Source organism: Vibrio sp. Vb1574 (assembly GCF_033338675.1).
This window is the reverse complement of sequence record NZ_JAWOTC010000025.1, coordinates 13,252-37,966: the sequence shown is the minus strand read 5'-3', so window position 1 is coordinate 37,966 and position 24,715 is coordinate 13,252. Positions and strand designations below refer to the sequence as shown.

General features: G+C 45.6%; 25 protein-coding genes and 1 riboswitch. Of the genes, 14 read left to right on the top strand and 11 right to left on the bottom strand.

The genetic code is table 11. From position 1 onward, the window contains the following. The first annotated feature begins 213 nt into the window (after positions 1-213). From mpl to thiQ, 5 genes are all read left to right on the top strand, one after another. Positions 214-1,572, top strand: coding sequence for a UDP-N-acetylmuramate:L-alanyl-gamma-D-glutamyl-meso-diaminopimelate ligase (gene mpl, locus R7O12_RS15485; RefSeq protein ID WP_171345712.1), 1,359 nt, complete (start codon positions 214-216; stop codon positions 1,570-1,572). 5 nt (positions 1,573-1,577) lie between these two features. Continuing rightward, complete coding sequence (locus R7O12_RS15480; RefSeq protein ID WP_033906022.1) at positions 1,578-2,216, top strand: flavin prenyltransferase UbiX; 639 nt, start codon at positions 1,578-1,580, stop codon at positions 2,214-2,216. Between the two features lie 37 nt (positions 2,217-2,253). Beyond that, a riboswitch (TPP riboswitch) is annotated at positions 2,254-2,390 on the top strand. A gap of 72 nt (positions 2,391-2,462) precedes the next feature. Beyond that, positions 2,463-3,455 (top strand): thiamine ABC transporter substrate binding subunit, encoded by a 993-nt coding sequence (gene thiB / locus R7O12_RS15475; protein WP_047101920.1) that lies wholly within the window; start codon positions 2,463-2,465, stop codon positions 3,453-3,455. A 41-nt stretch (positions 3,456-3,496) separates the two neighbouring features. After that, complete coding sequence (thiP, locus tag R7O12_RS15470) at positions 3,497-5,083, top strand: thiamine/thiamine pyrophosphate ABC transporter permease ThiP (protein ID WP_017820277.1); 1,587 nt, start codon at positions 3,497-3,499, stop codon at positions 5,081-5,083. Next, positions 5,083-5,787 carry a thiamine ABC transporter ATP-binding protein gene (gene thiQ, locus R7O12_RS15465; RefSeq protein WP_053306850.1) on the top strand — a complete coding sequence of 235 codons (705 nt, stop codon included), beginning with the start codon at positions 5,083-5,085 and terminating at the stop codon, positions 5,785-5,787. The genes thiP and thiQ overlap by 1 nt, the downstream gene beginning before the upstream one ends. An 18-nt stretch (positions 5,788-5,805) precedes the next feature. Here thiQ and R7O12_RS15460 read toward each other — a convergent pair whose 3' ends face one another. Beyond that, positions 5,806-6,753, bottom strand: coding sequence for a LysR family transcriptional regulator (locus R7O12_RS15460; protein ID WP_005379650.1), 948 nt, complete (start codon positions 6,751-6,753; stop codon positions 5,806-5,808). A 92-nt stretch (positions 6,754-6,845) separates the two neighbouring features. On the opposite strand from R7O12_RS15460, the gene R7O12_RS15455 reads away from it, so the two are divergent. Continuing rightward, positions 6,846-7,922 carry an alkene reductase gene (locus R7O12_RS15455; protein WP_054576642.1) on the top strand — a complete coding sequence of 359 codons (1,077 nt, stop codon included), beginning with the start codon at positions 6,846-6,848 and terminating at the stop codon, positions 7,920-7,922. 63 nt (positions 7,923-7,985) lie between these two features. On the opposite strand, the gene R7O12_RS15450 is transcribed toward R7O12_RS15455, so the two are convergent. The 4 genes from R7O12_RS15450 to argR form a co-directional block, all read right to left on the bottom strand. Further along, positions 7,986-8,423 carry a universal stress protein gene (locus R7O12_RS15450; RefSeq protein WP_005379654.1) on the bottom strand — a complete coding sequence of 146 codons (438 nt, stop codon included), beginning with the start codon at positions 8,421-8,423 and terminating at the stop codon, positions 7,986-7,988. A gap of 45 nt (positions 8,424-8,468) precedes the next feature. Next, positions 8,469-11,048, bottom strand: a complete 2,580-nt coding sequence (locus R7O12_RS15445) for a TRAP transporter permease (RefSeq protein WP_005383099.1) — start codon at positions 11,046-11,048, stop codon at positions 8,469-8,471. A 291-nt stretch (positions 11,049-11,339) separates the two neighbouring features. Next, positions 11,340-12,308, bottom strand: coding sequence for a TAXI family TRAP transporter solute-binding subunit (locus R7O12_RS15440; RefSeq protein WP_005379657.1), 969 nt, complete (start codon positions 12,306-12,308; stop codon positions 11,340-11,342). Between the two features lie 405 nt (positions 12,309-12,713). After that, positions 12,714-13,184, bottom strand: a complete 471-nt coding sequence (argR, locus tag R7O12_RS15435) for a transcriptional regulator ArgR (RefSeq protein ID WP_005379659.1) — start codon at positions 13,182-13,184, stop codon at positions 12,714-12,716. A 359-nt stretch (positions 13,185-13,543) separates the two neighbouring features. Here argR and mdh point away from each other — a divergent pair, with 359 nt between their 5' ends. Together mdh and R7O12_RS15425 are read left to right on the top strand one after the other, a co-directional pair. Continuing rightward, on the top strand, positions 13,544-14,479 hold the full coding sequence (gene mdh / locus R7O12_RS15430) for a malate dehydrogenase (RefSeq protein WP_005379660.1): 936 nt from the start codon (positions 13,544-13,546) through the stop codon (positions 14,477-14,479). Positions 14,480-14,592: 113 nt separating this feature from the next. Then, a complete protein-coding gene (locus tag R7O12_RS15425; RefSeq protein ID WP_213883837.1) occupies positions 14,593-14,784 on the top strand; it encodes a hypothetical protein in 192 nt (63 codons plus the stop codon). 93 nt (positions 14,785-14,877) lie between these two features. Here the strand turns inward: R7O12_RS15425 and ispB are convergent, their stop codons facing one another. Then, positions 14,878-15,849: an octaprenyl diphosphate synthase gene (gene ispB, locus R7O12_RS15420; RefSeq protein WP_025768368.1), complete on the bottom strand. Its 972-nt coding sequence runs from the start codon at positions 15,847-15,849 to the stop codon at positions 14,878-14,880. Between the two features lie 256 nt (positions 15,850-16,105). Here ispB and rplU point away from each other — a divergent pair, with 256 nt between their 5' ends. The 6 genes from rplU to folA all read left to right on the top strand — a co-directional run bounded on the left by rplU (position 16,106) and on the right by folA (position 20,041). Beyond that, positions 16,106-16,417: a 50S ribosomal protein L21 gene (gene rplU / locus R7O12_RS15415; protein WP_005383096.1), complete on the top strand. Its 312-nt coding sequence runs from the start codon at positions 16,106-16,108 to the stop codon at positions 16,415-16,417. Positions 16,418-16,437: 20 nt separating this feature from the next. Continuing rightward, entirely contained in the window at positions 16,438-16,695 is a 258-nt protein-coding gene (gene rpmA / locus R7O12_RS15410) for a 50S ribosomal protein L27 (protein WP_005383095.1), read from the top strand. Between the two features lie 212 nt (positions 16,696-16,907). Beyond that, positions 16,908-18,083 (top strand): Obg family GTPase CgtA, encoded by a 1,176-nt coding sequence (cgtA, locus tag R7O12_RS15405; RefSeq protein WP_005383091.1) that lies wholly within the window; start codon positions 16,908-16,910, stop codon positions 18,081-18,083. A 195-nt stretch (positions 18,084-18,278) separates the two neighbouring features. Next, positions 18,279-19,079, top strand: a complete 801-nt coding sequence (locus R7O12_RS15400) for a threonine/serine exporter family protein (protein WP_005383089.1) — start codon at positions 18,279-18,281, stop codon at positions 19,077-19,079. Beyond that, a complete protein-coding gene (locus tag R7O12_RS15395; protein ID WP_053306852.1) occupies positions 19,079-19,552 on the top strand; it encodes a threonine/serine exporter family protein in 474 nt (157 codons plus the stop codon). Before R7O12_RS15400 ends, R7O12_RS15395 begins: the two co-directional genes overlap by 1 nt. Positions 19,553-19,561: 9 nt before the next feature. Then, positions 19,562-20,041, top strand: coding sequence for a type 3 dihydrofolate reductase (folA, locus tag R7O12_RS15390; protein WP_005379666.1), 480 nt, complete (start codon positions 19,562-19,564; stop codon positions 20,039-20,041). A gap of 264 nt (positions 20,042-20,305) precedes the next feature. Here the strand turns inward: folA and apaH are convergent, their stop codons facing one another. The 5 genes from apaH to surA form a co-directional block, all read right to left on the bottom strand. Then, positions 20,306-21,112 (bottom strand): bis(5'-nucleosyl)-tetraphosphatase (symmetrical) ApaH, encoded by an 807-nt coding sequence (gene apaH, locus R7O12_RS15385; RefSeq protein ID WP_054574252.1) that lies wholly within the window; start codon positions 21,110-21,112, stop codon positions 20,306-20,308. 15 nt (positions 21,113-21,127) lie between these two features. Then, complete coding sequence (gene apaG, locus R7O12_RS15380; RefSeq protein ID WP_005379668.1) at positions 21,128-21,508, bottom strand: Co2+/Mg2+ efflux protein ApaG; 381 nt, start codon at positions 21,506-21,508, stop codon at positions 21,128-21,130. Positions 21,509-21,583: 75 nt separating this feature from the next. Beyond that, positions 21,584-22,393: a 16S rRNA (adenine(1518)-N(6)/adenine(1519)-N(6))-dimethyltransferase RsmA gene (gene rsmA / locus R7O12_RS15375; RefSeq protein WP_005379669.1), complete on the bottom strand. Its 810-nt coding sequence runs from the start codon at positions 22,391-22,393 to the stop codon at positions 21,584-21,586. Continuing rightward, positions 22,390-23,388: a 4-hydroxythreonine-4-phosphate dehydrogenase PdxA gene (gene pdxA, locus R7O12_RS15370; RefSeq protein ID WP_005383085.1), complete on the bottom strand. Its 999-nt coding sequence runs from the start codon at positions 23,386-23,388 to the stop codon at positions 22,390-22,392. Before pdxA ends, rsmA begins: the two co-directional genes overlap by 4 nt. Beyond that, the gene (surA, locus tag R7O12_RS15365; protein WP_005379672.1) at positions 23,378-24,661 is read right to left on the bottom strand and encodes a peptidylprolyl isomerase SurA; all 1,284 of its coding nucleotides are present in this window, start codon (positions 24,659-24,661) and stop codon (positions 23,378-23,380) included. The genes pdxA and surA overlap by 11 nt, the downstream gene beginning before the upstream one ends. Between the last annotated feature and the right edge of the window lie 54 nt (positions 24,662-24,715).

Genomic DNA, 24,715 nt, shown 5'->3' with positions numbered 1-24,715 from the left:
ATCTTTTTAATGGTAATGAAGTAACTGTTTGAGATCTCAATTTATTTGTAGACTTGTTTGAGGGATTCATCAGTAAGCAAGAGGTTGTACAGTCTGTGTTCAACCTTGTCATATTTGTGAAAGGGACTGCAAGAAGAAGGCTAAAGTCACTCGCTTTTCAGGCGGTAATCGCGATAATGAAAGCATTAAAAAACGCATTACAAGGTTTAGTTTATGCACATTCATATCTTGGGTATCTGTGGCACATTTATGGGCGGCGCAGCGATTCTAGCGCGCCAATTAGGACATAAAGTCACTGGTTCTGATGCCAACGTTTATCCGCCAATGAGCACACTGCTTGAGTCTCAAGGTATTGAAATTATTGAAGGCTTTGACCCGTCTCAACTCGACCCTCAACCAGATCTTGTGGTGATTGGTAATGCGATGAGCCGTGGCAACCCTTGTGTCGAGCATGTGCTCAACACTAACATGCGCTACACCTCTGGTCCGCAGTGGCTCAACGAGTTTTTGCTGCATGATCGGTGGGTATTGGCGGTATCGGGTACACATGGGAAAACGACCACGTCGAGCATGCTTGCCTGGATACTTGAAGATTGTGGTTATCAACCGGGTTTCTTAGTCGGTGGGGTACTCGGTAACTTCGGAGTGTCTGCTCGTTTGGGTGAAAGCATGTTTTTTGTCGTTGAAGCGGACGAATATGACAGTGCTTTTTTCGATAAGCGTTCTAAGTTTGTGCATTACCATCCTCGCACTTTAATCATGAATAACCTTGAGTTCGATCATGCTGATATCTTCGATGATCTAGAGGCGATCAAACGCCAATTCCATCATTTAGTGCGAACTGTACCGGGCAATGGATTGATCTTAGCGCCGAGGCAGGATCAAGCGTTAGCGGATGTATTAGAGCGTGGTTGCTGGACAGAAAAGCAGTTTTCAGGTGTTGATGGCGACTGGCAAGCGCACAAATTAGTGCTTGATGGCTCAAAGTTTGACGTTGCGTTGCAAGGTGAGAAGGTTGGTACCGTCGAATGGAATTTGGTGGGTGACCACAATGTGGATAATGCGCTGATGGCAATCGCTGCTGCACGACATGTTGGAGTCACTCCGGATCTTGCTTGCCAGGCATTAGGGCGTTTCATCAATACCAAGCGCCGTTTAGAGCTGAAAGGTGAAGAACAAGGTGTGACGGTTTACGATGATTTTGCGCATCACCCAACGGCAATTGAACTTACTGTCGGTGGTTTGCGTAACAAGGTAGGTGAAAAACGCATCCTTGCTGTGTTAGAGCCGCGGTCTGCCACCATGAAGCGTGGTGTACACAAAAACACACTTGCAGAGTCACTACACAGTGCAGATGAAGTCTTCTTGTTCCAGCCAGATAATATCGAGTGGTCTGTGCAAGACATTGCCGACCAATGCAAACAGCCAGCGTTTGTCGATGCGGATATAGATAACTTTGTAGCCAAGATCGTCGAACGTGCGCGACCAGGTGACCAAATTCTAGTCATGAGCAACGGTGGCTTTGGTGGTATTCACGGAAAACTTCTTGAGCAGTTAAAACAAAAAGCCTGATTTATATGCAAAACAAAACACAACCCTCTCATAAAAAAGCCATCACGTTGGCATTAACGGGGGCTTCTGGTGCTCCCTACGGCCTTCGTCTTTTAGAATGCTTGGTTGCGGCGGATTATCATGTCTACGTTCTGATTTCTTCGGCAGCTCGTGTTGTGATGGCAACCGAGCATAATCTTAAGCTACCAAGTGGCCCAGAAGCGGCGCAGCAAGCATTGGTAGAGCACCTGAACTGCAATCCCGATAACATCACCGTTTGCGGTAAAGATGACTGGTTCTCACCGGTTGCGTCTGGTTCTGCTGCACCAAAGCAAATGGTGGTTTGCCCATGTTCTGCGGGAAGCGTTGCAGCGATTGCGCATGGTATGTCAGATAACTTGATCGAGCGGGCCGCTGATGTGGTAATGAAAGAGCGCGGGCAGCTGTTGCTCGTGGTTCGCGAAACACCATTTTCAACGCTACATCTGGAGAACATGCACAAACTGTCGCAAATGGGCGTCACCATCATGCCAGCGGCTCCGGGCTTCTATCATCAGCCAAAGAGCATTGAAGACTTAGTGGATTTTATGGTGGCGAGAATTCTCGACCACTTAGGTATTGAGCAAGGTTTGGTGCCTCGTTGGGGTTATGACCAGCGCTCGTGAGCTGATTGTGTAACCACTCAAATACCTTTACAATCCATCCAACTCATCGGGGAGCAAACCCATTTAGCATTGAGTCAATCAATGCATTGGGGCGCTGAGACCTAAGTGTTTAACTAGGGACCCGTATTACCTGAACCAGATAATGCTGGCGTAGGAATTGAGTCTGGATATTGGAAGTCCTTAATAGCCGCCTCAAACCCTGTGCCGCTCAACTTATTTCTCTGAAATAATCATGGAGAGCGAGCTGTGAAACCCACTCTAAATCTGATTGCCCTAGCTGCAATCACCTCTACTTCAGCGTTTGCCGCTGAAAACACATTAACCATCTATACCTACGACTCTTTTGCCGCAGATTGGGGGCCGGGTCCTAAAATCGAGCAAGCTTTTGAAGCAAAATGTGGCTGTGACGTTAACTTCGTAGCGTTGGATGATGGTGTGTCGATTCTGAATCGTCTTCGTCTTGAAGGCGGTAATAGCAAAGCGGACATCGTATTAGGTTTGGATAACAATCTGATGGCAGAAGCGAAGAAAACCGATCTGCTTGCCGAGCACAATGTGGATACGGCTAACACAGTGTTACCAAACGGTTGGAGTGACACGACGTTTGTACCGTACGATTACGGCTACTTCGCGTTTGTGTACAACAAAGAGAAACTGGCTAATCCGCCGAAAAGCATGAAAGAGCTGGTGGAAACGCGCAACGATCTGAAAGTGATTTACCAAGATCCGCGGACTTCAACGCCGGGCCAAGGCTTAATGCTATGGATGAAATCTATTTATGGCGACGATGTGACGCAAGCGTGGCAGAAGCTAGCGAGCAAAACCGTAACGGTCACGAAAGGTTGGTCTGAGGCGTATTCTATGTTCCTCAATGGTGAGTCCGATTTAGTGCTTTCTTACACCACTTCACCTGCGTACCACTTAATTGCGGAAAACGATTCGAAGTTTGCTACGGCGAATTTTGCTGAAGGCCACTACATGCAAGTTGAAGTAGCCGCCAAAGTGAAAGGGGCAAAAAATTCAGAACTTGCTGATCAATTTATGAGTTTCATTTTAAGTGATGAGTTCCAATCGGCGATGCCAACGGGTAACTGGATGTACCCAGTCACTGACGTTGAGTTACCTAAAGGTTTTGAAACTTTGAGTGTTCCAAGCAAGTCGTTGAGCTTTAGTGCTGATGAAGTGGCAAAAATGCGTAAGTCTTGGATTCGCGAATGGCAAAGCGCATTGACGTTTTAGCTGACGTTTCCATCCTCATCTGAATGAGATAGGTTTTACCTTTGAATTCTGTTCCAAAAATAGGTTTAGGGGTCGCGATGATCATCGCGACCTTTGTTATTTCTGCCCTAGGTGCTTTGATTGTTCAAGCCCCTTCACTTGATGTGTCTGTGGTATGGGGCGACCCGTACTATCAACATGTCACCAAGTTCAGTTTCTACCAAGCGTTTCTTTCCACATTGCTCAGTGTTGGCTTTGCCATTCCAGTAGCGCACGCACTTTCGCGTCGCCAATTTATTGGTAAATCATTACTGCTTAAGCTGTTTGCATCGACACTGGTTTTGCCGGTTTTGGTTGGTGTTTTTGGGCTGTTAGCGATTTATGGCAACAGTGGTTTGTTGGCGCAGTGGTTGCAAAGTTTCGACACTAAACTGCCATTCTCTATTTACGGTTTGAACGGCATTTTACTCGCCCATGTGTTCTTTAATTTACCTTACGCGGCACGATTGCTTCTGCAAGCCTTGGAGTCTATTCCTGCCGAGCAGCATAAGCTTTGCGCGCATCTTGGGATGAGCCATTGGGATAAGTTTCGCTGGGTAGAATGGCCGCGTTTAAGGCAGCAGCTTCCCCACGTTTGTGGGTTGGTGTTTATGTTGTGCTTTACCAGTTTTGCCACTGTAATGGCGTTGGGGGGCGGGCCAAAATCCACCACCATTGAATTGGCCATTTACCAAGCGATTAAGTTTGATTTTGATTTACAAGCTGGGGCGTTATTGGCGCTGTGGCAGATGCTGTTATGTGGACTGCTTGCTATTGGAGTGCAGAAGTTAACAAGGCCTGTTTCTATCAGTGCTGGAAGCACATCGGTACAGCAATATTTAACGAAGGATCATGGGTGGTCAAAAGCTTGGGATAGCTTTTGGATCATAGGTGCCTTTTTACTGGTAATACCGCCGTTATTGATGGTGTTACTGAGTGGCATCAACCAACAAGTTTGGACAGTATTAACCGATGAGCGTTTTTGGTCTGCGCTATTGAACTCCCTCAAAGTCGCCTGTGTCGCTAGCGCGCTTGCGGTCGCTGCAGGGGTGTCCATACTATTGACCAGTCGCCGTTGGCGGTTGCAGTACAAAAACACGCGAGCCGATCAGATTGAGTTAATCGGCACCGTTATTTTGGTGACTCCAGGTCTGGTGATTAGCACCGGTTTATTCTTACTACTGCGCGCATTTACCGATGTTTTTAGCTTGGCATTTTTTGTCGTGATTTTGGTGAACGGTTTGATGGCTTTGCCTTACGTGATCAAAACGCTAGCGCAGCCAATGCTGCACATTGAACAACAGTATCAGTATGTATGTGCCAGCTTAGGCATGCGTGGCTGGCAACGGTTTAAAGTGGTGGAGTGGCAGGCGCTACGCAAGCCGTTTGCACATGCGTTTGCGATCAGCTTTATGTTTGCGATTGGCGATTTAAGTGCTATTGCGTTGTTTGGCGGACAAGAGTTCCGCACTTTACCTCTGTATTTATTCCAGCTGCTTGGCAGCTATCAGATGGACGCGGCTGCGGTGGTATCGGTGACCTTATTGTTGTTGAGTGTGGGCTGTTTTGCCTTGATTGAGAAAGTATTGAAAACGAAGGAGAGAGCGTAATGTTAGTGTTGGATGATGTGCAGTACACCTACCAACGTGAACTGTTTCTTTTTGACTTAACGATTGAGCAAGGACAGATTGTGTCGCTGATGGGACCAAGTGGGGCAGGGAAGTCAACCTTGCTGGCGTTGGTGGCAGGATTCATCCATCCTGACCGTGGTGATATTTGTGTTGATGGTGAGTCCATTGTGCGTAAAGAGCCTTATCTGCGTCCGTTCTCTATGTTGTTCCAAGAGCACAATTTGTTTGCTCACTTATCGGTGCGTGACAACATCGGTTTGGGCTTACACCCAGGGCTAAAGCTTACGGTGGACCAAAATCGTCAGATTGAACAAGCCGCGCAGCAAGTTGGTGTTGCAGAGTACCTCGACCGTTTGCCAGAGCATCTTTCTGGTGGCCAGCGTCAACGTGTTGCCTTAGCGCGTTGTTTTGTTCAGCCTCATCCCATGTGGCTATTGGATGAGCCGTTCTCGGCGCTTGATCCGGTGTTGCGTGAAGAGATGCTGAGCTTGGTAAAAAAACTCGCAGCAGAGCGGGGAATAACCGTATTGATGGTCACGCACCATTTAAGCGATGCCAAAGCGATTGCCAGCCACTTTGTGTTTGTGGCAGATGGTAAAGTGGAAGCCGCGGGTGATATGTCTGCATTGAGTGAACAGCATGCTAGTGAGAAGCTTGCGGCATTTATCCGAGCAGCATGCTAGTGCCTGATAGTTGCTAGGTTATGCTTCTCCGCAACACAAACCATGCCGAGGGCCAAATTCAAATTGAGATCTTAAGCTCATGATATGGTCAATCATTGCTTGTACACGCCGTGGGCGGTTTGCTCCAGGACGATAGACTAAATAAATAGGCATTGGTACCGTGTGCCATTGCGGTAACACTCTGACTAAGGTGCCACTTTCTAGCTCTTGCGTCATGTTCTGCACAGGTAAGTTAGCGATGCCTAGTCCTTTAAGTGCGCCTTTCAATATTGCTTCTACAGTTGTACTTGAGAAGTTACTGGTTATTGAAACATTGACGGTATTATCGTGTGAGATCAGCGTCCAAGGCCCTATTTCTGAAACATATTGATACCTCAAACAGTTGTGTTTTGTCAGATCTTCTGGCGTTTCAGGTACGCCGAACTCAGCTAAATACTCAGGGCTAGCAGCCAGGACTCGAGTGGTATAGCCTAATTTTTTTGCGATCAATCGATCATCAACTATCTGACCGACTCGAATTGCCATATCAAAGCCGTGTGAAAACAGATCAACAAAATCGTTCGATGCTTCTAACGCAATTTGTACTTTTGGCCATTGTTTTAAAAATGGCAAAAAGATGTGTTCCGCCATATACGCATCCAACGCTGGTGGCGCGGAAATACGCAGCCGGCCTTGGATCTGTTGTTCCATCTCCTGTACGTCATGGCCAATTGAGTGGAATTCCTCAACTAAGCTTGCAGCACGCTCTAAAACCATTTGGCCAGCTTCGGTGATCACTAACTTTCGGGTTGTGCGCTCTAGCAGTTTGGCTTCAAAGTGTTGTTCGAGTTTGGTTATGGCTTTACTAACAGTAGATTTTGGTAGGTTTAACTCCAGCGCGCACTTGGTTAAGCTCAGTAGTCGACAGCTTGTGACAAAGATAGAAAGCGTTCTAAAGTCAATTGTTTCTAAATTGCGAACAATCACTTTCAATTATCCATATTGTTTCAATATTAATCTGATTATAGTCTGGCACCTCATCCTTAGCCATCAAGTTATTGTCATTTGAGGTAAACACCATGTCCAACTCTGTAGACTTATTTTCTCCTATCGAACTCGGTCAATTAGCATTAGATAACCGTGCCATTATGGCGCCTTTAACGCGAGCTCGTGCTGGTGCGGACCATATTCCTAATGACCTTATGGTTGAATACTACGCTCAACGTGCGAGTGCCGGACTTATCATTGCTGAATGCACCATGGTGATGGAAGGTACGTCTGCTTTCATGGCAGAGCCGGGCATTTACAACGAAGAGCAAATCGCAGCTTGGAAAAAGGTAACGGATGCGGTTCATGAGAGAGGCGGTAAGATTGTACTGCAAATTTGGCATGCGGGACGAGCTTGTCATCCTGATCTGAATGAAGGAAAAACACCTGTAGCGGCGAGCGCATTGGCTATTCGTGATGAATTAGTCCATACCCCTTCGGGTAAGCAAGCATATACGGTACCACGAGCACTCGAAGTGGATGAGATAGCTTCCATTATTGCGGCGTTTAAACAAGGTGCAGAAAACGCCAAGAAAGCCGGCTTTGATGGGGTCGAGATACATGGCGCCAATGGTTATCTTATTGATAACTTCCTTCGTGACGGCTCAAATTTACGTACCGATGAATACGGTGGCTCGGTTGAAAATCGTGCTCGATTTTTACTTGAGATAGTGAAAGAAGTCGTTGAGGTATGGGGACCTGGAAGAGTCGGTCTGCGTACATCTCCGCTAAATGGATTTAATGACATGAAAGACAGTGATCCGGTTGGTTTGGTGCGTTACTTAGCAGAGCAACTTAATTCTTTCGATCTTGCTTATTGGCACGTGATGCGTGCGGATCTGAAAGGCGTACAAAAAGCAGATGTTCTCAAGCCAGCACGCGAAAACTATCAAGGTCACTTAATGGCGAACGTGGGCTACAGTGCACAAGAAGCGGCAGCAGCAATTGCAGAAAACAAAGTTGATGTGGTCGCATTTGGCGTTCCCTTTATCGCAAACCCAGATTTAGTTGAGCGATTTAAGAAAAATGCACCTCTTAATGAGGCGAAACCAGAACACTTTTATTTGGGTGGAGCAGAAGGTTATACCGATTACCCAGTGATGGCATAACCCTTACTTGTTTCATATAAAAAGGACGCTAATGTTAGCGTCCTTTTTCGTTTCTGTATTTACTTAGCCTTGCGGTTTTACGACCATCACATTGATTGGAGAATATTCCACAACCTTACTCGCGACGGAGCCAAGCATTACTTTATTGATTTTAGAGCGCTTGTGACTTGGCATAATGATGAGATCAGCGCCTAAACGTTCTGCATAATCAAGAATGGTCGCGTAGGCCTTGCCTTCAGCAACATGCACTTGGTAAACCACATCTTCAGCAATATGCTCATTAGCGAAAGTTTTTAGTTGCTGCTTCACGTCTTGCTTCATTTTGGCTGCAGCATCTTTCGGAAAGTATGTGGCAACCATCGACATGTGAATACCAGGTAGTACCGTCAGAAGATGGATTTGAGCATTTGCTTGCTTTGCCTGCCAAACCGCTAGTTCAACTGCTCGGTCTGAAAAGCCTTGGTCATTTAGATCAACCGGAACAAGAATTTGTTTGTACATTCAATGTCTCTCATTAAGGCCCCTTTATCCTCGGGGCCAAATCGGTTATGCGCTCAATTGTTCCTTACGAGCACGACGTTTTTGGTTCATGGCAAGCACCAGCAAAATCATTAAGCATGGTACAAACACCCACTCTTTCATCGGACGGTCTGCATCCTGGATAACCCACTTGATTTCCCAATCAAAGTCGATACCTGCAGATTCTGCTGGACTACCAAATTCAACCATATCGACAATCATTTTGTTGTCACTTTCGGTCAGCATCAGACCCATAGATGAAATACGTGCGTCTGCTGTTGTCGCACTGTCTTCGAATGGAAGACGAACCGTTTTCTCAATGTAGTCGCCCTCAAGGTTTTCACCGGCAACACGTAACTCCAATGATTCTCCTACATTTAGTGTTTCCGTGATTTGAGCTACCTCAACGCCAGGAGAAAGAACTTTCGCTGGGTACAGCATGTCCCACCAAAAACCTGGACGGAAAAACGAAAATGTCAGTACTAATAATAGGACTGTTTCCCACCACTTGTTACGCGTGAACCACCATCCTTGAGTTGCCGCAGAGAATATCAGCATTGCAATGATCGATGAGATGACCGTGAGTGCCAAATGCCACCAAGAGTCGATCCCCATTAACAATAGCTGGGTATTGAACACAAACATGAACGGCAAAATAGCGGTTCGAATATCGTAAGTAAAGCCTTGGATACCGGTACGAATTGGATCTGATTTCGCAATTGCGGCTGCTGCAAAAGCTGCAAGACCTACAGGTGGGGTATCGTCGGCCAAAATACCAAAGTAGAAAACGAACAAGTGCACCGCTATCAACGGAATAATCAAGCCATGCGCTGCGCCGAGCGTAACAATAACCGGCGCCATTAGCGTAGAGACCACGATGTAGTTCGCCGTTGTTGGCAGACCCATCCCCAGAACCAAGCTAATGATGGCGGTAAACAGCAGCATAAGAATGATACTGCCACCAGAGATAAACTCGACGAAGTCGGTCATCACTAGGCCGATACCCGTTAGTGTAACAACACCAACAACGGTGCCCGCTGCCGCGGTTGCAACGCCGATACCAATCATATTACGCGCACCAGAAACTAAGCTCTCGGCAAGATCGACAAAGCCATCTTTGGTTTGCTGAAGCATGTCACCTTGCTTTGACAGCAGTGCAATCAACGGACGTTGAGTAAGCAAAATGAAAATCATGAACACCGTTGCCCAGAATGCCGAAAGGCCAGGTGAGAAACGTTCGACAGTCAAACACCAAACCAATACGACGATAGGGAGTAGGTAGTGCAAGCCTGACTTAACGGTTGGGCCAGGATCAGGTACTTCTGTTAATTCTGCATCAATCTCAATTGCGCCATCTTGCACGTGATTTGCTGAGACTTTCACCAACCCAACGTACGCGATTAATAGTGCGACGGTAACAATTGGTGTCGCGGCATCACCAAAGACGTCCTTTGTCCAGCCCACTCCGTAGTAAACCAATGCGCTGATCACACACAATCCTAAGATTGTGCCAGTAAAGGACAGCAGACTTTGTACTAGTGTTGGGTTGTGGCGACGAGGAAGCCCTGTCATGCCTGCTTTACACGCTTCAAGGTGAACAATGTAAATTAAAGCAATATAAGAGATTAGCGCTGGAAGTAGGGCGGCTTTAATCACCTCAACGTAGGAGATACCGACGTATTCCACCATCAAAAATGCTGCTGCACCCATGATTGGCGGTGTTAACTGACCATTGGTTGAAGCCGCTACCTCTACCGCACCCGCTTTTGTGCCGGGAAAGCCAACACGCTTCATCAGTGGAATCGTAAAGGTGCCAGTTGTTACTACGTTTGCGATTGAAGAACCAGAAACCAGACCAGATAAACCTGATGCAACAACGGCCGCTTTAGCTGGACCACCTTTCATATGGCCAAGTAACGAGAAGGCAACTTTAATGAAGTAAGCACCAGCACCAGCGCGTTCCAGCATTGCTCCAAACAATACAAACAAGAAGACAAAAGAGGTAGAAACACCTAGCGCAACCCCAAATACGCCTTCTGTTGTTAGCCACAAGTGAGACATGGCCTTGTTCAAGCTTGCCCCTTTGTGCGCGATAACGTCAGGCATGTAAGGGCCTGCAAAGGTGTAAGTAAGGAAAACAGCAGCCACGACCATTAATGGTGGACCAAGAGCTCGGCGTGTTGCTTCTAAAAGGAGGATCATACCGATAACAGCAACAACGATATCAACCGTTGTCGGTGCGCCTGAGCGTCCTGCTAGCTCGGTATAAAAAAGGTATATATAGGCTGCTGAAAAGCTGCCAGCCAACGCGAGTATCCAATCAACAAGAGGGATATGATCGCGAGGAGAATTCTTCATCGCTGGATAAGCAGTGAAAGCCAAAAAGATCGCGAAAGTAAGGTGGATAGATCGCGCTTCCGTGTCGTTCAGTACGCCAAAATTGAAAATAAATGGTAACGGGGATGCGTACCATAATTGAAATAGTGACCAACACAGAGGAACAAACCAAAGGATTCGTCCTTGCATTCCCGAAGGGCTACGTGCACCTGTGTCTGCCTGAGCCACCATTTCTTGCACATCTTGTGACGGAGCTTGATTCGTCGCCATGTACTTTTTCCTTATTATTGATGGTCCTGTCTGATTTTTATCGAGAACCACACTTCGCCTCTATCAGTGTAGTGAATGGAGCGAAGTTTGCTTTCGAGTATTTTGCTGCCTGAACTCAAAGTGTTGATTGTTGGATACTCTGTTAGGCGGCGTTTAAGTTTTCTTGGGTATGAGCTCGCAGTTTTCAGAAGAAAACTGGCGAATGAAGCATACAGTTAGAACGTGCTACAACCTGTATGCTCAAACAGGCAGAAAATATTCTTTCCTGCCTGTATGTAGAGTCTGAGGAAATTACTTAATTAGACCCATTTCTTTGTAGTATTTTTCTGCACCTGGGTGAAGAGGAATAGAAAGACCAGCTTTCACCATGTCTTCTTTCTTCAAGTTTGCGAATGCAGGGTGTAGACGTTTGAAGGTATCAAAGTTTTCAAACACAGCTTTTGCCACGTTGTAAGCGACATCGTCTGAAACATCAGAGGTCGTTACCATTGTTGCTGCAACACCAAAGCTGTTTACGTCTTTGTCTGTACCGCGGTACATACCAGCCGGTACTGAGCTAAAGGCGTAGTATGGGTTGTCGGCAACAATTTTATCGATTTTAGGGCCTGTTGCTGAAACTAGCTTCGCATCACATGATGTGGTTGCTTCTTTGATTGAACCGTTCGGGTGGCCGACCATGTAAATGAAGGCGTCAATTTTGTTATCACAAAGTGCCTGAGAGCGTTCAGAGCCTTTTAGCTCAGACGCCAATTTGAAGCTGTCGTTTGTCCAACCCATCGCTTCCATGACAACGCCCATCGTTGCACGGTCACCAGAGCCTGGGTTACCGATGTTTACTCGCTTACCTTTCAGGTCTTCAACATTTTCAATACCTGAATCTGCACGCGCAATGATGTTGAAAGGTTCTGTATGAAGAGAGAACATTGCGCGTAGCTTCTTGTACGGGCCTTGTTCTTCAAACTTGCTCGTACCGTTGTAGCCGTGGTACTGCCAATCCGATTGCACGATACCAAAATCTAATTCGCCTGCACGGATAGTGTTAACGTTGTAAATTGAGCCACCAGTTGATTCTACTGAACAACGGATGTTGTGGTCTTTACGACCTTTATTTACCAACTTACAGATAGCACCACCAGTTGGGTAGTAAACACCAGTCACAGAGCCAGTACCGATGGTAATAAACTCTTGAGCGTTAACTGCGCCTGCGCCCATTACGGCTGCAGCGATAGCGCCTACTTTGAGAAGTTTGTTAAATGCCATGAATTTCCCTTCCTTATATTCATTATTTACCCGGAAATAACCATAAATCACTTCTGGAGTTTCCTATTTGGAAACGGCACCTTTTTCAATCCAATCGTTTGAAAAAGCGAGCGAATCATAACAAAAATTTGGCAGAAAATTATCCAATTGTTAAATGTTATAGTTGATAAGTCTGAATTTTGTATCAGGGGATAGGATTCAATTTGTGATTTAATTCTTTTTATAACAATTACTTAATTGACGTTTAGTGATTGAAATGAAAAAGATCAATTGCGTGATGTTAATCACAAAATGGGCGGTTAAATAATGAGCGGAGCAAGCAAAAAATTTACATAAATTATGGGCTACAAAATGAGACTTCTTTTATAACCCACAATGAGTTAGCTGATTGAAGCTTTATAGAACTTAACCAGTATATTCGAACAGCTCGCACACTGATTTGAAGAGTTGCTCAGTCGTAATTGCCATGGTTGGCGTAATGAAAATGGTATCGTCACCTGCGACAACGCCAAGAATACCTTCGGATTTACCGAGTGAATCAAGCAAGCGAGCAATCAACTGTGCTGCACCTGGGCCGGTGTGAATTACCACTAACGCTGCATTACGATCGATGTCTAGTACCAGTTCACGCAGAGAGCTGCTGACTGTTGGGACACCTAGCTCAGCAGGAAGACAGTAAACCATTTCCATTTTTGCATTGCGCGTACGGACGGCGCCAAATTTAGTCAGCATACGTGAGACTTTAGATTGGTTGATACTCTCAAACCCTTGCTGTTTGAGTGCGTCAACAATCTCGCCCTGTGAGCCAAAGCTTTCTTCTTTTAACAGGGCTTTAAAGGCGCGAACTAAGTTGTCTTGTTTTTCTGAATTGCGCATAGTCATTACAAATCTCTTATTACGGGTCAGCAATTTTGCATATTCTCGCATATATATTCAGGCGGTGCCAAAGAGTCCCAGGATTATGTTAGATGCGTCACTGTAAACTATATACCACATAGAATTCTTTAGCGCGCTGAAGTAGGGCTGTATCTGTTTTCTTGAATTCCTTGTCATTTCAACAGAATAAAAGAATAATCCAAGCCCCATTTGTAGCACGGTAACAGCGAGTTGCGCGAGGTCGCAAAGCTAGCGTTAATTGATTGTAATCAAGTTGTGATTCCGATAGCTTTATTTAAGTTGGTTACAAACTACCCTACGAATACGTTTATAAGAGAAATACTCTCAAGGAGAACTACATGAAAGTAGCCGTTATTGGTGCCGCTGGTGGCATCGGTCAAGCCCTGGCCCTTCTACTTAAGAACCGTCTTCCTGCTGGTTCTGATCTAGCCCTATATGATATTGCTCCAGTAACTCCTGGTGTGGCCGCTGATCTTAGCCACATCCCTACGCCAGTTTCTATCAAAGGTTACGCTGGTGAAGATCCTACTCCAGCACTAGAAGGCGCGGATGTTGTGCTAATTTCTGCTGGTGTTGCGCGTAAGCCAGGTATGGATCGTGCGGATCTATTTAATGTAAACGCTGGTATCGTTAAATCGCTAGCGGAGAAGATTGCGGTTGTTTGTCCGAAAGCTTGTGTTGGTATCATCACAAACCCTGTAAATACAACAGTGCCAATTGCTGCTGAAGTTCTTAAAAAAGCGGGTGTTTATGATAAGCGTCGTCTATTTGGTGTAACAACGTTGGATGTTATCCGTTCAGAAACGTTTGTTGCTGAGCTAAAAGACAAAGATCCAGGTGACGTTCGCGTGCCAGTTATTGGTGGTCACTCTGGCGTAACGATCTTACCTCTACTGTCTCAAGTAGAAGGTGTTGAGTTTACAGCTGAAGAAGTAGAAGCATTAACGAAACGTATTCAAAATGCAGGTACTGAAGTTGTAGAAGCGAAAGCGGGTGGTGGTAGTGCAACACTATCAATGGGCCAAGCTGCATGTCGCTTTGGTCTGTCTCTGGTTCGTGCTCTTCAAGGTGAAGAAGGCGTAGTTGAGTGCGCTTACGTTGAAGGCGACGGCGAACACGCGACGTACTTCGCGCAACCTGTGAAACTGGGTAAAGAAGGCGTTGAAGAAGTACTAAGCTACGGCAAACTCAGCGATTACGAAAAGTCTGCATTAGACGGTATGCTAGAAACACTAAATGGCGACATCAACATTGGTGTTGAATTCGCAAAGTAATCTAGAAAGCCTATATAAGAAGAAAGCCGATCATTTTGATCGGCTTTTTTGATCCTTGATTTCTCAACTTCGTAAAAATGGTCGAATAAAACCACGTAGTGAAGGAGAAGATGATGGAAGCGAGGCGAATCCGTAAAGGCATGGTTGTTGAGTGCCAACAAGGCGTCGGTACGATATTAGTGGTCGACCATGAAGCAGAGACGGTATTGTTGTCCAAACAAGGGACTGAACAGCAGCTCGCCGTTAGCTTTGATGAAATAGAAGATGATCCACAACTGCATGGCGGTAGTGACAGATATTACTAGCGCCTCGGGCGTCGTCATTAGGTATCAAACGTAAAAAAGGAAGAGCATGCTCTTCCTTTTAGCTATAAGCCTTGCGTTATGGGTAGCTATTGATTACTTCGTGCGTTGTACAGCGACATGAGCCAGAGTAACAAGCGCTTGTTTGTATTCAGACTCTGGCAACACTGATAGTTCTGCGATTGCTTTGTCTGCTTCTTCTAGAGCTTTTTGCGTTGTGTATTCCAGAGAGCCTGCTTCTTTCATGACCGCAAGAATTTCTTCTAAGCGATCCATGCCATTCGCTTTCTCAATCGCTTCACGAATCATGATTGAGTTTTCTGGTGTGGTATTACGCATAGCATGGAGTAGAGGTAAAGTTGGCTTGCCTTCGGCCAAGTCATCACCCACATTTTTACCCATGTCTTCGCCATCAGAAGTGTAATCCATGACGTCATCAATGAGCTGAAACGCAGTGCCTAGATACTTACCGTAATTTTGCATTGCGATTTCAACATGCTCAGGAGCATCATTTAAGATTGCACCGATTTGAGTTGCGGATTCAAATAAGCGCGCAGTCTTAGAGTAGATGACTTGCATGTAGCTTTCTTCTGTCGTGTCAGGGTCGTTACAGTTCATCAACTGCTGTACTTCACCTTCGGCGATCACGTTTACGGCATTGCTCATTAGTTTAAGGATCTTCATGGATCCTAGTTCTGTCATCATCTGAAATGAGCGTGTATAGATAAAGTCCCCAACTAATACGCTAGCCGCATTGCCAAATGCTGCATTCGCAGTGGCTTTACCACGGCGCATGTCTGATTCATCTACCACGTCATCATGCAGCAAAGTCGCTGTATGGATAAACTCAATAAACGCAGCTGCCATTGTATGACCATTGCCTTGGTAACCAAGTGCACGGGCTGACAGTATCGCTAAAAGCGGTCTTAGACGTTTGCCTCCACCACTCACGATATAAAAACCGAGCTGGTTGATTAAAGAGACATCAGAATTAAGTTGGGCTTGAATTGTTTCATTCACTTTTGCCATGTCATCGGCAGTAAGCGCTTGGATAGTTTTAAAATCCATCGTATATCCGGCTGAAGTTAGACCCTGCAAGGCTTATTCGATTTATATAATTGTCGAATAATACACTAAAAAACGTTGATTAATACATTACTAAAGGGCATGATTGCCGCACTTTTCTTTGGCGATTAGCTTTTCGCCAATTTTTTCAAAATATGGCTTGTCATAGGAGCATCTATTCTGTAGAATCTGCGCCCTATTGATGATTAGTTTAGCGCACACCCTCAAGAAAGGCTGTGCGGAAAAAGCGGAGTAAAATATGTACGCTGTTTTCCAATCTGGTGGTAAACAACACCGTGTAAGCGAAGGTCAAACTCTTCGTTTAGAGAAATTAGACGTTGAAACTGGTGCAACTGTAGAATTTGATAAAGTTCTTCTTGTTGCTAACGGCGAAGACATCAAAGTTGGTGCTCCTCTTGTAGAGGGCGGCAAAATTGTTGCTGAAGTTGTACAACACGGTCGTGGCGATAAAGTTAAAATCGTTAAGTTCCGTCGTCGTAAGCACTCTCGTAAGCAACAGGGTCACCGTCAGTGGTTCACTGAAGTGAAGATCACTGGTATCAACGCTTAATCTATTAGGAGAGTTTAACAATGGCACACAAAAAAGCTGGTGGTTCTACTCGTAACGGCCGCGATTCAGAAAGCAAACGTCTAGGTGTTAAGCGTTTCGGTGGTGAATCTGTACTTGCAGGTAACATCATCGTTCGTCAACGTGGTACTAAGTTCCACGCTGGTAACAACGTAGGTATCGGTAAAGACCACACTCTATTCGCTCTTACTGAAGGTAAAGTGAAGTTCGAAGTGAAAGGTCCTAAGAACCGTAAGTTTGTAAGCATCGAAGCTGAGTAATTAGGTTTTTAACCAAATTACTTAATAGCTTTAAGCTGAATTCAAAAGCCCTGCCGAATCGGCGGGGTTTTTTATTTGTGGTAGTCGACATATCGAAGTTTCTCGCTAAGATCCTAAGCGATTTGAATCTGGGAGCTTAGATCTGTCATCTGCTAAAATTGTCGGATGACATAGTAAGATTTAATCCACGCACGAAGTAGTCGGAGTAAAAGATGAAGTTCGTAGATGAAGCGGTAGTAAAAGTTCAGGCTGGTGATGGCGGTAGTGGCGTTGTCAGTTTCTGGCGTGAAAAATTCATCACTAAAGGTGGCCCTGATGGCGGTGATGGCGGTGACGGTGGTGATGTTTATATCCAAGCTGATGAAAACCTAAATACCCTGATTGATTACCGTTTCCAGCGCTTCTACGAAGCTGAGCGTGGTGAAAACGGTCGCGGTGGTAACTGTACAGGTAAGCGTGGTAAAGACATCGTTCTTCGTGTACCTGTGGGTACGCGCGCTGTGGATATCCACACAAATGAAATCGTGGCGGAAGTTGCTGAACACGGTAAGAAAGTGATGATCGCAAAAGGCGGTTGGCACGGTCTAGGTAACACGCGTTTCAAATCTTCAGTAAACCGCGCGCCTCGTCAGAGAACATTGGGTACAAAAGGTGAAGTACGCGAAATTCGCCTTGAGCTATTGCTTCTTGCTGATGTGGGTATGCTTGGTCTACCTAATGCTGGTAAATCAACCTTTATCCGCGCAGTATCAGCAGCAAAACCGAAAGTCGCTGATTACCCATTCACGACTTTGATCCCAAGCTTGGGTGTCGTAAGTGTCGTACCAGAGAAAAGTTTTGTTGTTGCAGACATCCCTGGTTTGATCGAGGGTGCAGCAGATGGCGCTGGCCTTGGTATTCGATTCTTGAAGCACTTAGAGCGTTGTCGAGTGTTGCTGCACATGATCGATATTATGCCAATTGATCAGTCCGATCCGGTGCAAAATGCATTGACGATCATTGATGAACTAGAACAATACAGCGAAAAACTGGCAAGTAAGCCGCGCTGGTTAGTGTTCAACAAAGTTGATCTAATGCCTGAAGAAGAAGCGAATGAGAAGATCCAAGAAATCTTAGACGCACTAGGTTGGGAAGACGAGTACTTTAAGATCTCGGCGATCAATCGTAACGGTACTAAAGAGCTTTGTTACAAACTGGCTGACTTTATGGATAACCTACCTCGCGAAGAGGAAGAAGTGGCTGAAGAAGATAAAGTTAACTTCATGTGGGATGATTACCATAAAGATGCGATGGCGGGTAAAGACGTTATCACTGAAGATGACGACGACGATTGGGATGACTGGGACGATGAAGAAGATGACGGTCACGTTGTCTACGTTCGTGACTAATCAGAACGGTCAAACAATGCCTGTTTGCCTATAATTCATTAAGCCGCAATTATTTATTGCGGCTTTTTTTGTATCTAAATCATATTTAGGTGATGTGATTTACGGCACAATAACCGATACGTCGTGTTTTTTGAGGGTTAGTTTGGCCCTCGCGCGTATGAATGAGTAACACCCTAAAAGGAATTAGACTTATTTATGACTCTAGAAACCATACCGCCTAGAGAGTTGGCGGTATCTACTCAACGATCGATTTCTCGTCTTGTCGCCCAAGCCGGACAAATGCTACTTGCTCATGGTGCTGAAAGTACTCTTGTGAGCGATATTATGCGTCGTATTGGCCTAGCTTGTGGGGTGAATGAAGTTGCGGTAGCACTATCAGCTAATGCATTGGTTGTGACGACGGTAATGGATGGGCATTGCATCACCACCACCCGAAGCTGCGCTGATCGTGGCATCAATATGCGCGTTATTACGCAAATTCAACGAATCTGTATCATGATGGAGCGTGGTTTGCTCGATGCAACCATGGCGCAGAAAAAGCTGAACGCTATCAGTCCAGAGCGTTATAACCGCTGGTTGGTGGTGTTTATGATTGGCTTGTCTTGTGCGGCATTCAGTCATCTAGCTGGTGGTGATTGGGGAGTATTCATTATGACCTTTTTAGCTTCAGCTGGTGGCATGATCGTTCGCCAAGAAATTGGTCATCGTCATTTCAACCCTCTATTGAACTTTGCTGCGACCGCTTTTGTGACCACCTTAATTTCAGCACAGGCGGAAATTTACCAAATCGGTAATCTACCTACCGTAGCAATGGCATCGTCAGTATTAATGCTTGTACCTGGTTTCCCACTCATTAACTCTGTCGCAGATATGTTGAAAGGCCACATTAATATGGGGATTGCTCGATTTGTGATGGCTAGTTTACTAACGTTGGCGACATGTTTGGGGATCGTTGCTGCGATGAGTGTAACTGGAATTTGGGGGTGGGCAATCTAATGAGTTTATTTGAATTGATGTTTGGCCTTTTGAATGACATGTTTTTTGCGGCGATTCCCGCTGTAGGATTTGCATTGGTTTTTAACGTACCACAAAGAGCTTTAGTGTATTGCGCTGTTGGTGGCGCGATTGGTCATGGTAGCCGCTACTTGATGATGCAGTTTGGCATTCCTATTGAGTGGGCAACCTTTTTTGCTGCGACGTTAGTTGGGATGATTGGTGTGTACTGGTCTCACCGTTTTCTCGCGCATCCAAAAGTGTTTACTGTGGCTGCTTTGATCCCGATGGTGCCGGGTGTGTTTGCGTACAAAGCAATGATCGCTATGGTAGAAATCAATCATGTTGGCTACTCACCCGAGCTTGTCGCAACCTGTATGGAAAACTTTCTTAAGGCCATGTTTATTATTGCAGGTTTAGCTGTTGGTCTTGCGGTTCCAGGGCTGTTATTCTATCGCCGCAGACCAATTGTATAAGGACCTAACATGATCATTAGTATGATTGCCGCTATGGCCGACAATCGCATCATTGGCAAAGACAATCAAATGCCTTGGCATCTTCCCGCCGATTTCGCTTGGTTTAAGCGTTGTACCATGGGAAAACCGGTTGTGATGGGACGCAAAACCTATGAGTCTATTGGTCGCCCTTTACCAGGTCGCTTGAATATTGTTATTAGCCGTGATGAGACACTAAAGATCGAAGGCGTCACTACCGTAACATCGATTGAGCAGGCTCTGGAAGTCGCAGGTGATGTGGAAGAAGTGATGATCATTGGTGGTGGTGCGATTTACACCACTTGTCTGCCTATGGCCAATAAACTGTATGTAACACACATTGAAGCGGCCATTGATGGTGATACTCAGTTCCCAGATTGGGGAGACGAGTTTAAGGAAACTTACTCAGAAATGTATCAAGCCGATGAGAAGAACGCCTACAACATGCGCTTTACTGTGTTAGAAAAGTAATTCGAGATTAACACCGCGTAGTTAATACGGTAATGCCGTTCGTATAACAGCGAGCGGCCATCCCAACCTACCGTCATCCTGAAAAGCAACGAAAGAGCGAGATTCAGGAGCCTCTATACGAGTACTTTGTTGTCAAAGGTATTTCTATCTATTCGCAGCGCGAGGATATTAGATTCCTAGTCTCGTTAAGGCTCGTTGACCCTACAGGAGGTGTTAAGTGACAGGTATTCCTCCTACTATGGATTATCGACTGTTATTCAGTGTTTAACTTAACGCATCCTGAGTAAAAATTTTCTTATCTTCCCAACGGATCATGGTCAGTCTTCCGCCCCAAACGCAGCCAGTATCTAGCCCGATGACTTCGTTGTTCATATAGCCTTGTAGTGCAGCCCAGTGCCCAAAGAGCACCGCTTTGTTTAAGTGGATACGTTTAGGCACATCAAACCATGGAATAAGTTCGTTACCGGAAACTTGTTGCGGTGGCAATTTACAATCCATATCCAAACGACCATCAGGGAAACAAAAGCGCATCCGCGTAAAAGCATTGATAATATAACGGTATCGGTCCAAACCCTGTAGAGAGTCATCCCAGGAATCAGGTTGATTGCTGTACATGTTTTTTAATAGCCAAGGCAGCTCTTCACTTTGGATGATGCGCTCAACTTCACGGGCACACTTTCTCGCTGTTTTTAGATTCCACTGCGGTGATATGCCAGCGTGACACATCACGAACTCGTCATGCTCGGCCATTAGAGGTTGCTGAGCTAGCCATGTCAGTAGTTCCTCTTTGTCAGGGGCCGTGAAAATAGGTGCGGTTCTATCTTTGTCTTTGACCTTTTTTATCCCGTGAGCCACTGCAAGAAGGTGAAGGTCGTGATTACCAAGCACGACGATTGCGCTTGCGCCAAGTGACTTCACAAAGCGTAACGCTTCTAGTGATTTAGGCCCTCTGGCGACCAAATCACCAGCAAGCCAAAGTTGGTCTTTTTTCGCAGAGAAAGATACTTTTTCTAGTAGTCGCTGCAATTCATCAAAACAGCCTTGGATGTCACCAACAATATAGGTAGCCACTGAATCTCCAATTTACTAATTTAAAACATTTGGAACAGCCAAGCGAAATGGTTCGATTTCGGTGATGAACTCTTGCCCTTTCTCATCCAGCATTTTGTAGTGTCCTTGCATAACGCCGACAGGGGTTTCTAACGCGGTTCCGCTACTGTACGTGTATTCATCATTGCTTGGAATAAAGGGCTGCTGGCCTACCACTCCGTCACCTTCAACCGTCATTTGCTTGCCGTTCGAGTCTGTGATTAGCCAGCGGCGGCTCACTAACTGTACGGTTTGTTGGCTAAGGTTTTTGATGGTGATGATATAAGCGAAAACGTAGCGTTGTAGCTCTGGGTTGGACTGTTCTTCGATGTATTTGGTGTGAACTTGAATTTTGATGCAAGGTTGAATGACGTCCATGTGCACTCCTCAGAAACGTAATATCCCAATAATAATAAGCCAAACCTACAAGGGTTTGGCTTATTGTTTGAGTTCTTAGTGCTGCGGGTTATCCGCAAGCCAGTTCGCCATTGCGACGAATTGTTCTAGCGTCAGGTTCTCTGGACGCATGCTTGGATTAACACCTAGCTCTTCTAGTACTTCTGTGCTTAACAACGATTTGTAGCAGTTACGAACGGTTTTACGACGTTGGTTAAAGCCTTCACGACAAACGCGATCGAGCAAACGCAGATCTTTCGCCGGGCATGGCAGCTCTTCGTAAGGCACTAAACGAACAACGGCAGAATCCACTTTCGGTGGTGGAACGAATGCCGTTGGCGGTACTTCCAGTACCGGTACCACTTTACAGTAGTACTGAGCCATTACCGTTAAACGGCCGTAAGCTTTGCTGCCAGGGCCGGCGGCTAAGCGGTTTACCACTTCTTTTTGCAGCATAAAGTGCATGTCTTGAATGTCTTTATGGAACTCAAAAAGGTGGAACATCAATGGTGTAGAGATGTTGTATGGCAAGTTACCAAAAATGCGCAGCTTGTTGTTTGGCTTCACTAGTTGAGTGAAGTCAAAACGCATAGCGTCACCCTCATGGATGGTCAACTTATCTGCCAGTTCAGGGTGAGTACGTAGGCGTTCCGCCAGATCGCGGTCTAATTCGATAACTGTGAACTTATCTACTTCACGACCTACCGGCTCAGTGATTGCACCAAGACCAGGACCTATTTCAACCAGGTTTTGACCTGGTTTTGGGTTAATCGCTGATACGATTCCATCAATAATGTATGGATCGTTCAGGAAGTTTTGACCAAAACGTTTACGCGCTTTGTGTCCTAAATGGACATCATTTCTCATTGTTTCTTCTCTACCAAATCTATCGCATGCGTGAGCGCTGTTCGGAAACTCCCTGTATCCGCTTGACCTGTCCCTGCCAGATCTAATGCAGTACCGTGGTCCACCGATGTTCTAATAAAAGGTAGACCAAGAGTAATATTTACTGAACGACCAAAGCCTTTGTATTTTAATACTGGCAATACTTGATCATGGTACATGCCTAAAACAGCATCAGCATCATTTAAATATTTTTCATTGAAAATGGTATCAGCCGGCAGAGGGCCGATCAGGTTGATACCTTTTTCTTGTCGAATTTTTTCCAGTGTCGGAGTGATGGTCTCGATCTCTTCACGACCTAAGCAGCCATCTTCGCCAGCATGAGGGTTAAGCCCGCAAACGTAGATGTTTGGTTGTGCGATAGCAAACTTTTCTACAAGGTCTTTATGAAGAATATCGATGATTTTTTCTAATCGCTCTTCGGTGACAGCTTTGGACACATAAGCTAAAGGAATATGTGTTGTAACCAGCGCCACGCGTAGTCCTTCCGTTGCTAGCATCATTACGACTAGCGGCGTTTGTGACTTCTCGGCGAAAAATTCAGTATGACCACTGAATGCAACACCTGCGCGATTAATCACCCCCTTATGAACAGGGCCGGTGACAATAGCATCAAATTCATCATTCATACAGCCTAAAGCCGCTCTTTCTAGCGTTTTTAGTACATAGTGGCCATTCGCTTCATTGAGCTCGCCTGCGACCGCAGGTTCCGATATTTGGATATGGTCAACGATAAGCGTGCCCGCTTTTTGTGCTTTAGGTGCTTCTTCTGGATTGTAATCAGACAGTTGGACTTCGATGCCAAGCTGCTTGGCTCGCTCCGTCAGCATATTCTTATCGGCACAGACGACAATTTGGTGCGCCCAATCTTCTTTCGATAGGGCAAGCACTAAGTCTGGGCCGATACCCGCAGGTTCCCCTGCGGTTACGACAATTCTACGAATTGTATTAGTTGTCATTGTTGTCATCCACGATTTCAACAAACGCACTTGCGCGTAGCTCTTGCATCCATGCGCCCGCTTCTTCATTAAATTTACGGTTAAATAGAATACGGTAAGCTTTGTTCTTCATCGCTGAGTCAGTACGGTCAACTTGGCGACGATCCAACACTTCAACGATATGCCAGCCGTGAACGGTTTTGAACGGTTCGCTGATTGAGCCAACTGGCAGAGTTTCTACTTGGTGCTTGAATTCTGGCACGTAAAGATCTGGTGTTTGATAACCTAGTTCACCGTCTTGTGCTGCCGAGCCAGGATCTTGACTGTATTGTGTTGCCAATTGAGCGAACGTTGCTTCACCGGCTTTGATGCGGCGTACAAATTCATTCAGTTGCTTCTTCGCCCCTTCGTCGCTCAGAATCACTGTTGGTTTAATCAAAATATGACGCGCATTTACTTCCGTTACCGCAACCGTTTCTAGGCCTTTTACATCCTCTATTTTTAGGATGTGGAAACCAACGCCACTACGGAATGGACCAATAATGCTGCCTTTGTTTTGCATCTTGATCTGATCAGCAAAGATGGTTGGCATCTCTTCTTTACGCATCCATCCCCAATCACCACCCTGTAAAGCTTTAGGACCTTTTGAGTAGGTGTAGGCCATCTCCGTAAAGTCTGCACCTTCGTTTAGCTTTTTCGCGAGCGCTTTAGCTTCTGCTTCTACAGCTGACTTTTCTTTATCGTCAGAGAAGCGCAGTTGAATGTGTCCAATTTTGTATTGAACAGTCGCATTGGTTTCTTGTGATAGTTGCTCAGCAAGGCTATCGACCTCTGCTGGAAGGATATTAATACGGCGACGAACCAGTGCATTGCGAGCTTCTGATGCGGCGATTTCCTTACGAATTTGTTCGCGGAATTCTGGGTAACTTAAACCTTCACTTTCTACAGAAGCAGCGAGTTGTTCTACCGATTGCTCATTATTACGTGCGATCTCTGCAATCGCTTGGTTTAAACGGTTGTCGTCAATACGCACACCAATACGGTCAGCTTCTTGGCCTTGCAACGTGTCAATGATAAGTTTTTCAACAACTTGTTCTTTTAATACGCTGGTAGAAGGTAAGCTCTTTCCACTTTGACGAGCGTTGGCTTGCAGCGTTTTCATCGCTGTTTCGATGTCGCTTTGTAGAACTACACCGTCGTTCACGATGACCGCAACCTTATCGATCTCTACTGGTGCTGCAACCGCTCCGCAAGAGAGTAGGGTCGTGAATAAGATTGATTTCCAAATTTTCATTTAAAATTCCGTCAGTATTTTTGAATAGGCGTCTTATTCATTTAAGACGCCTAT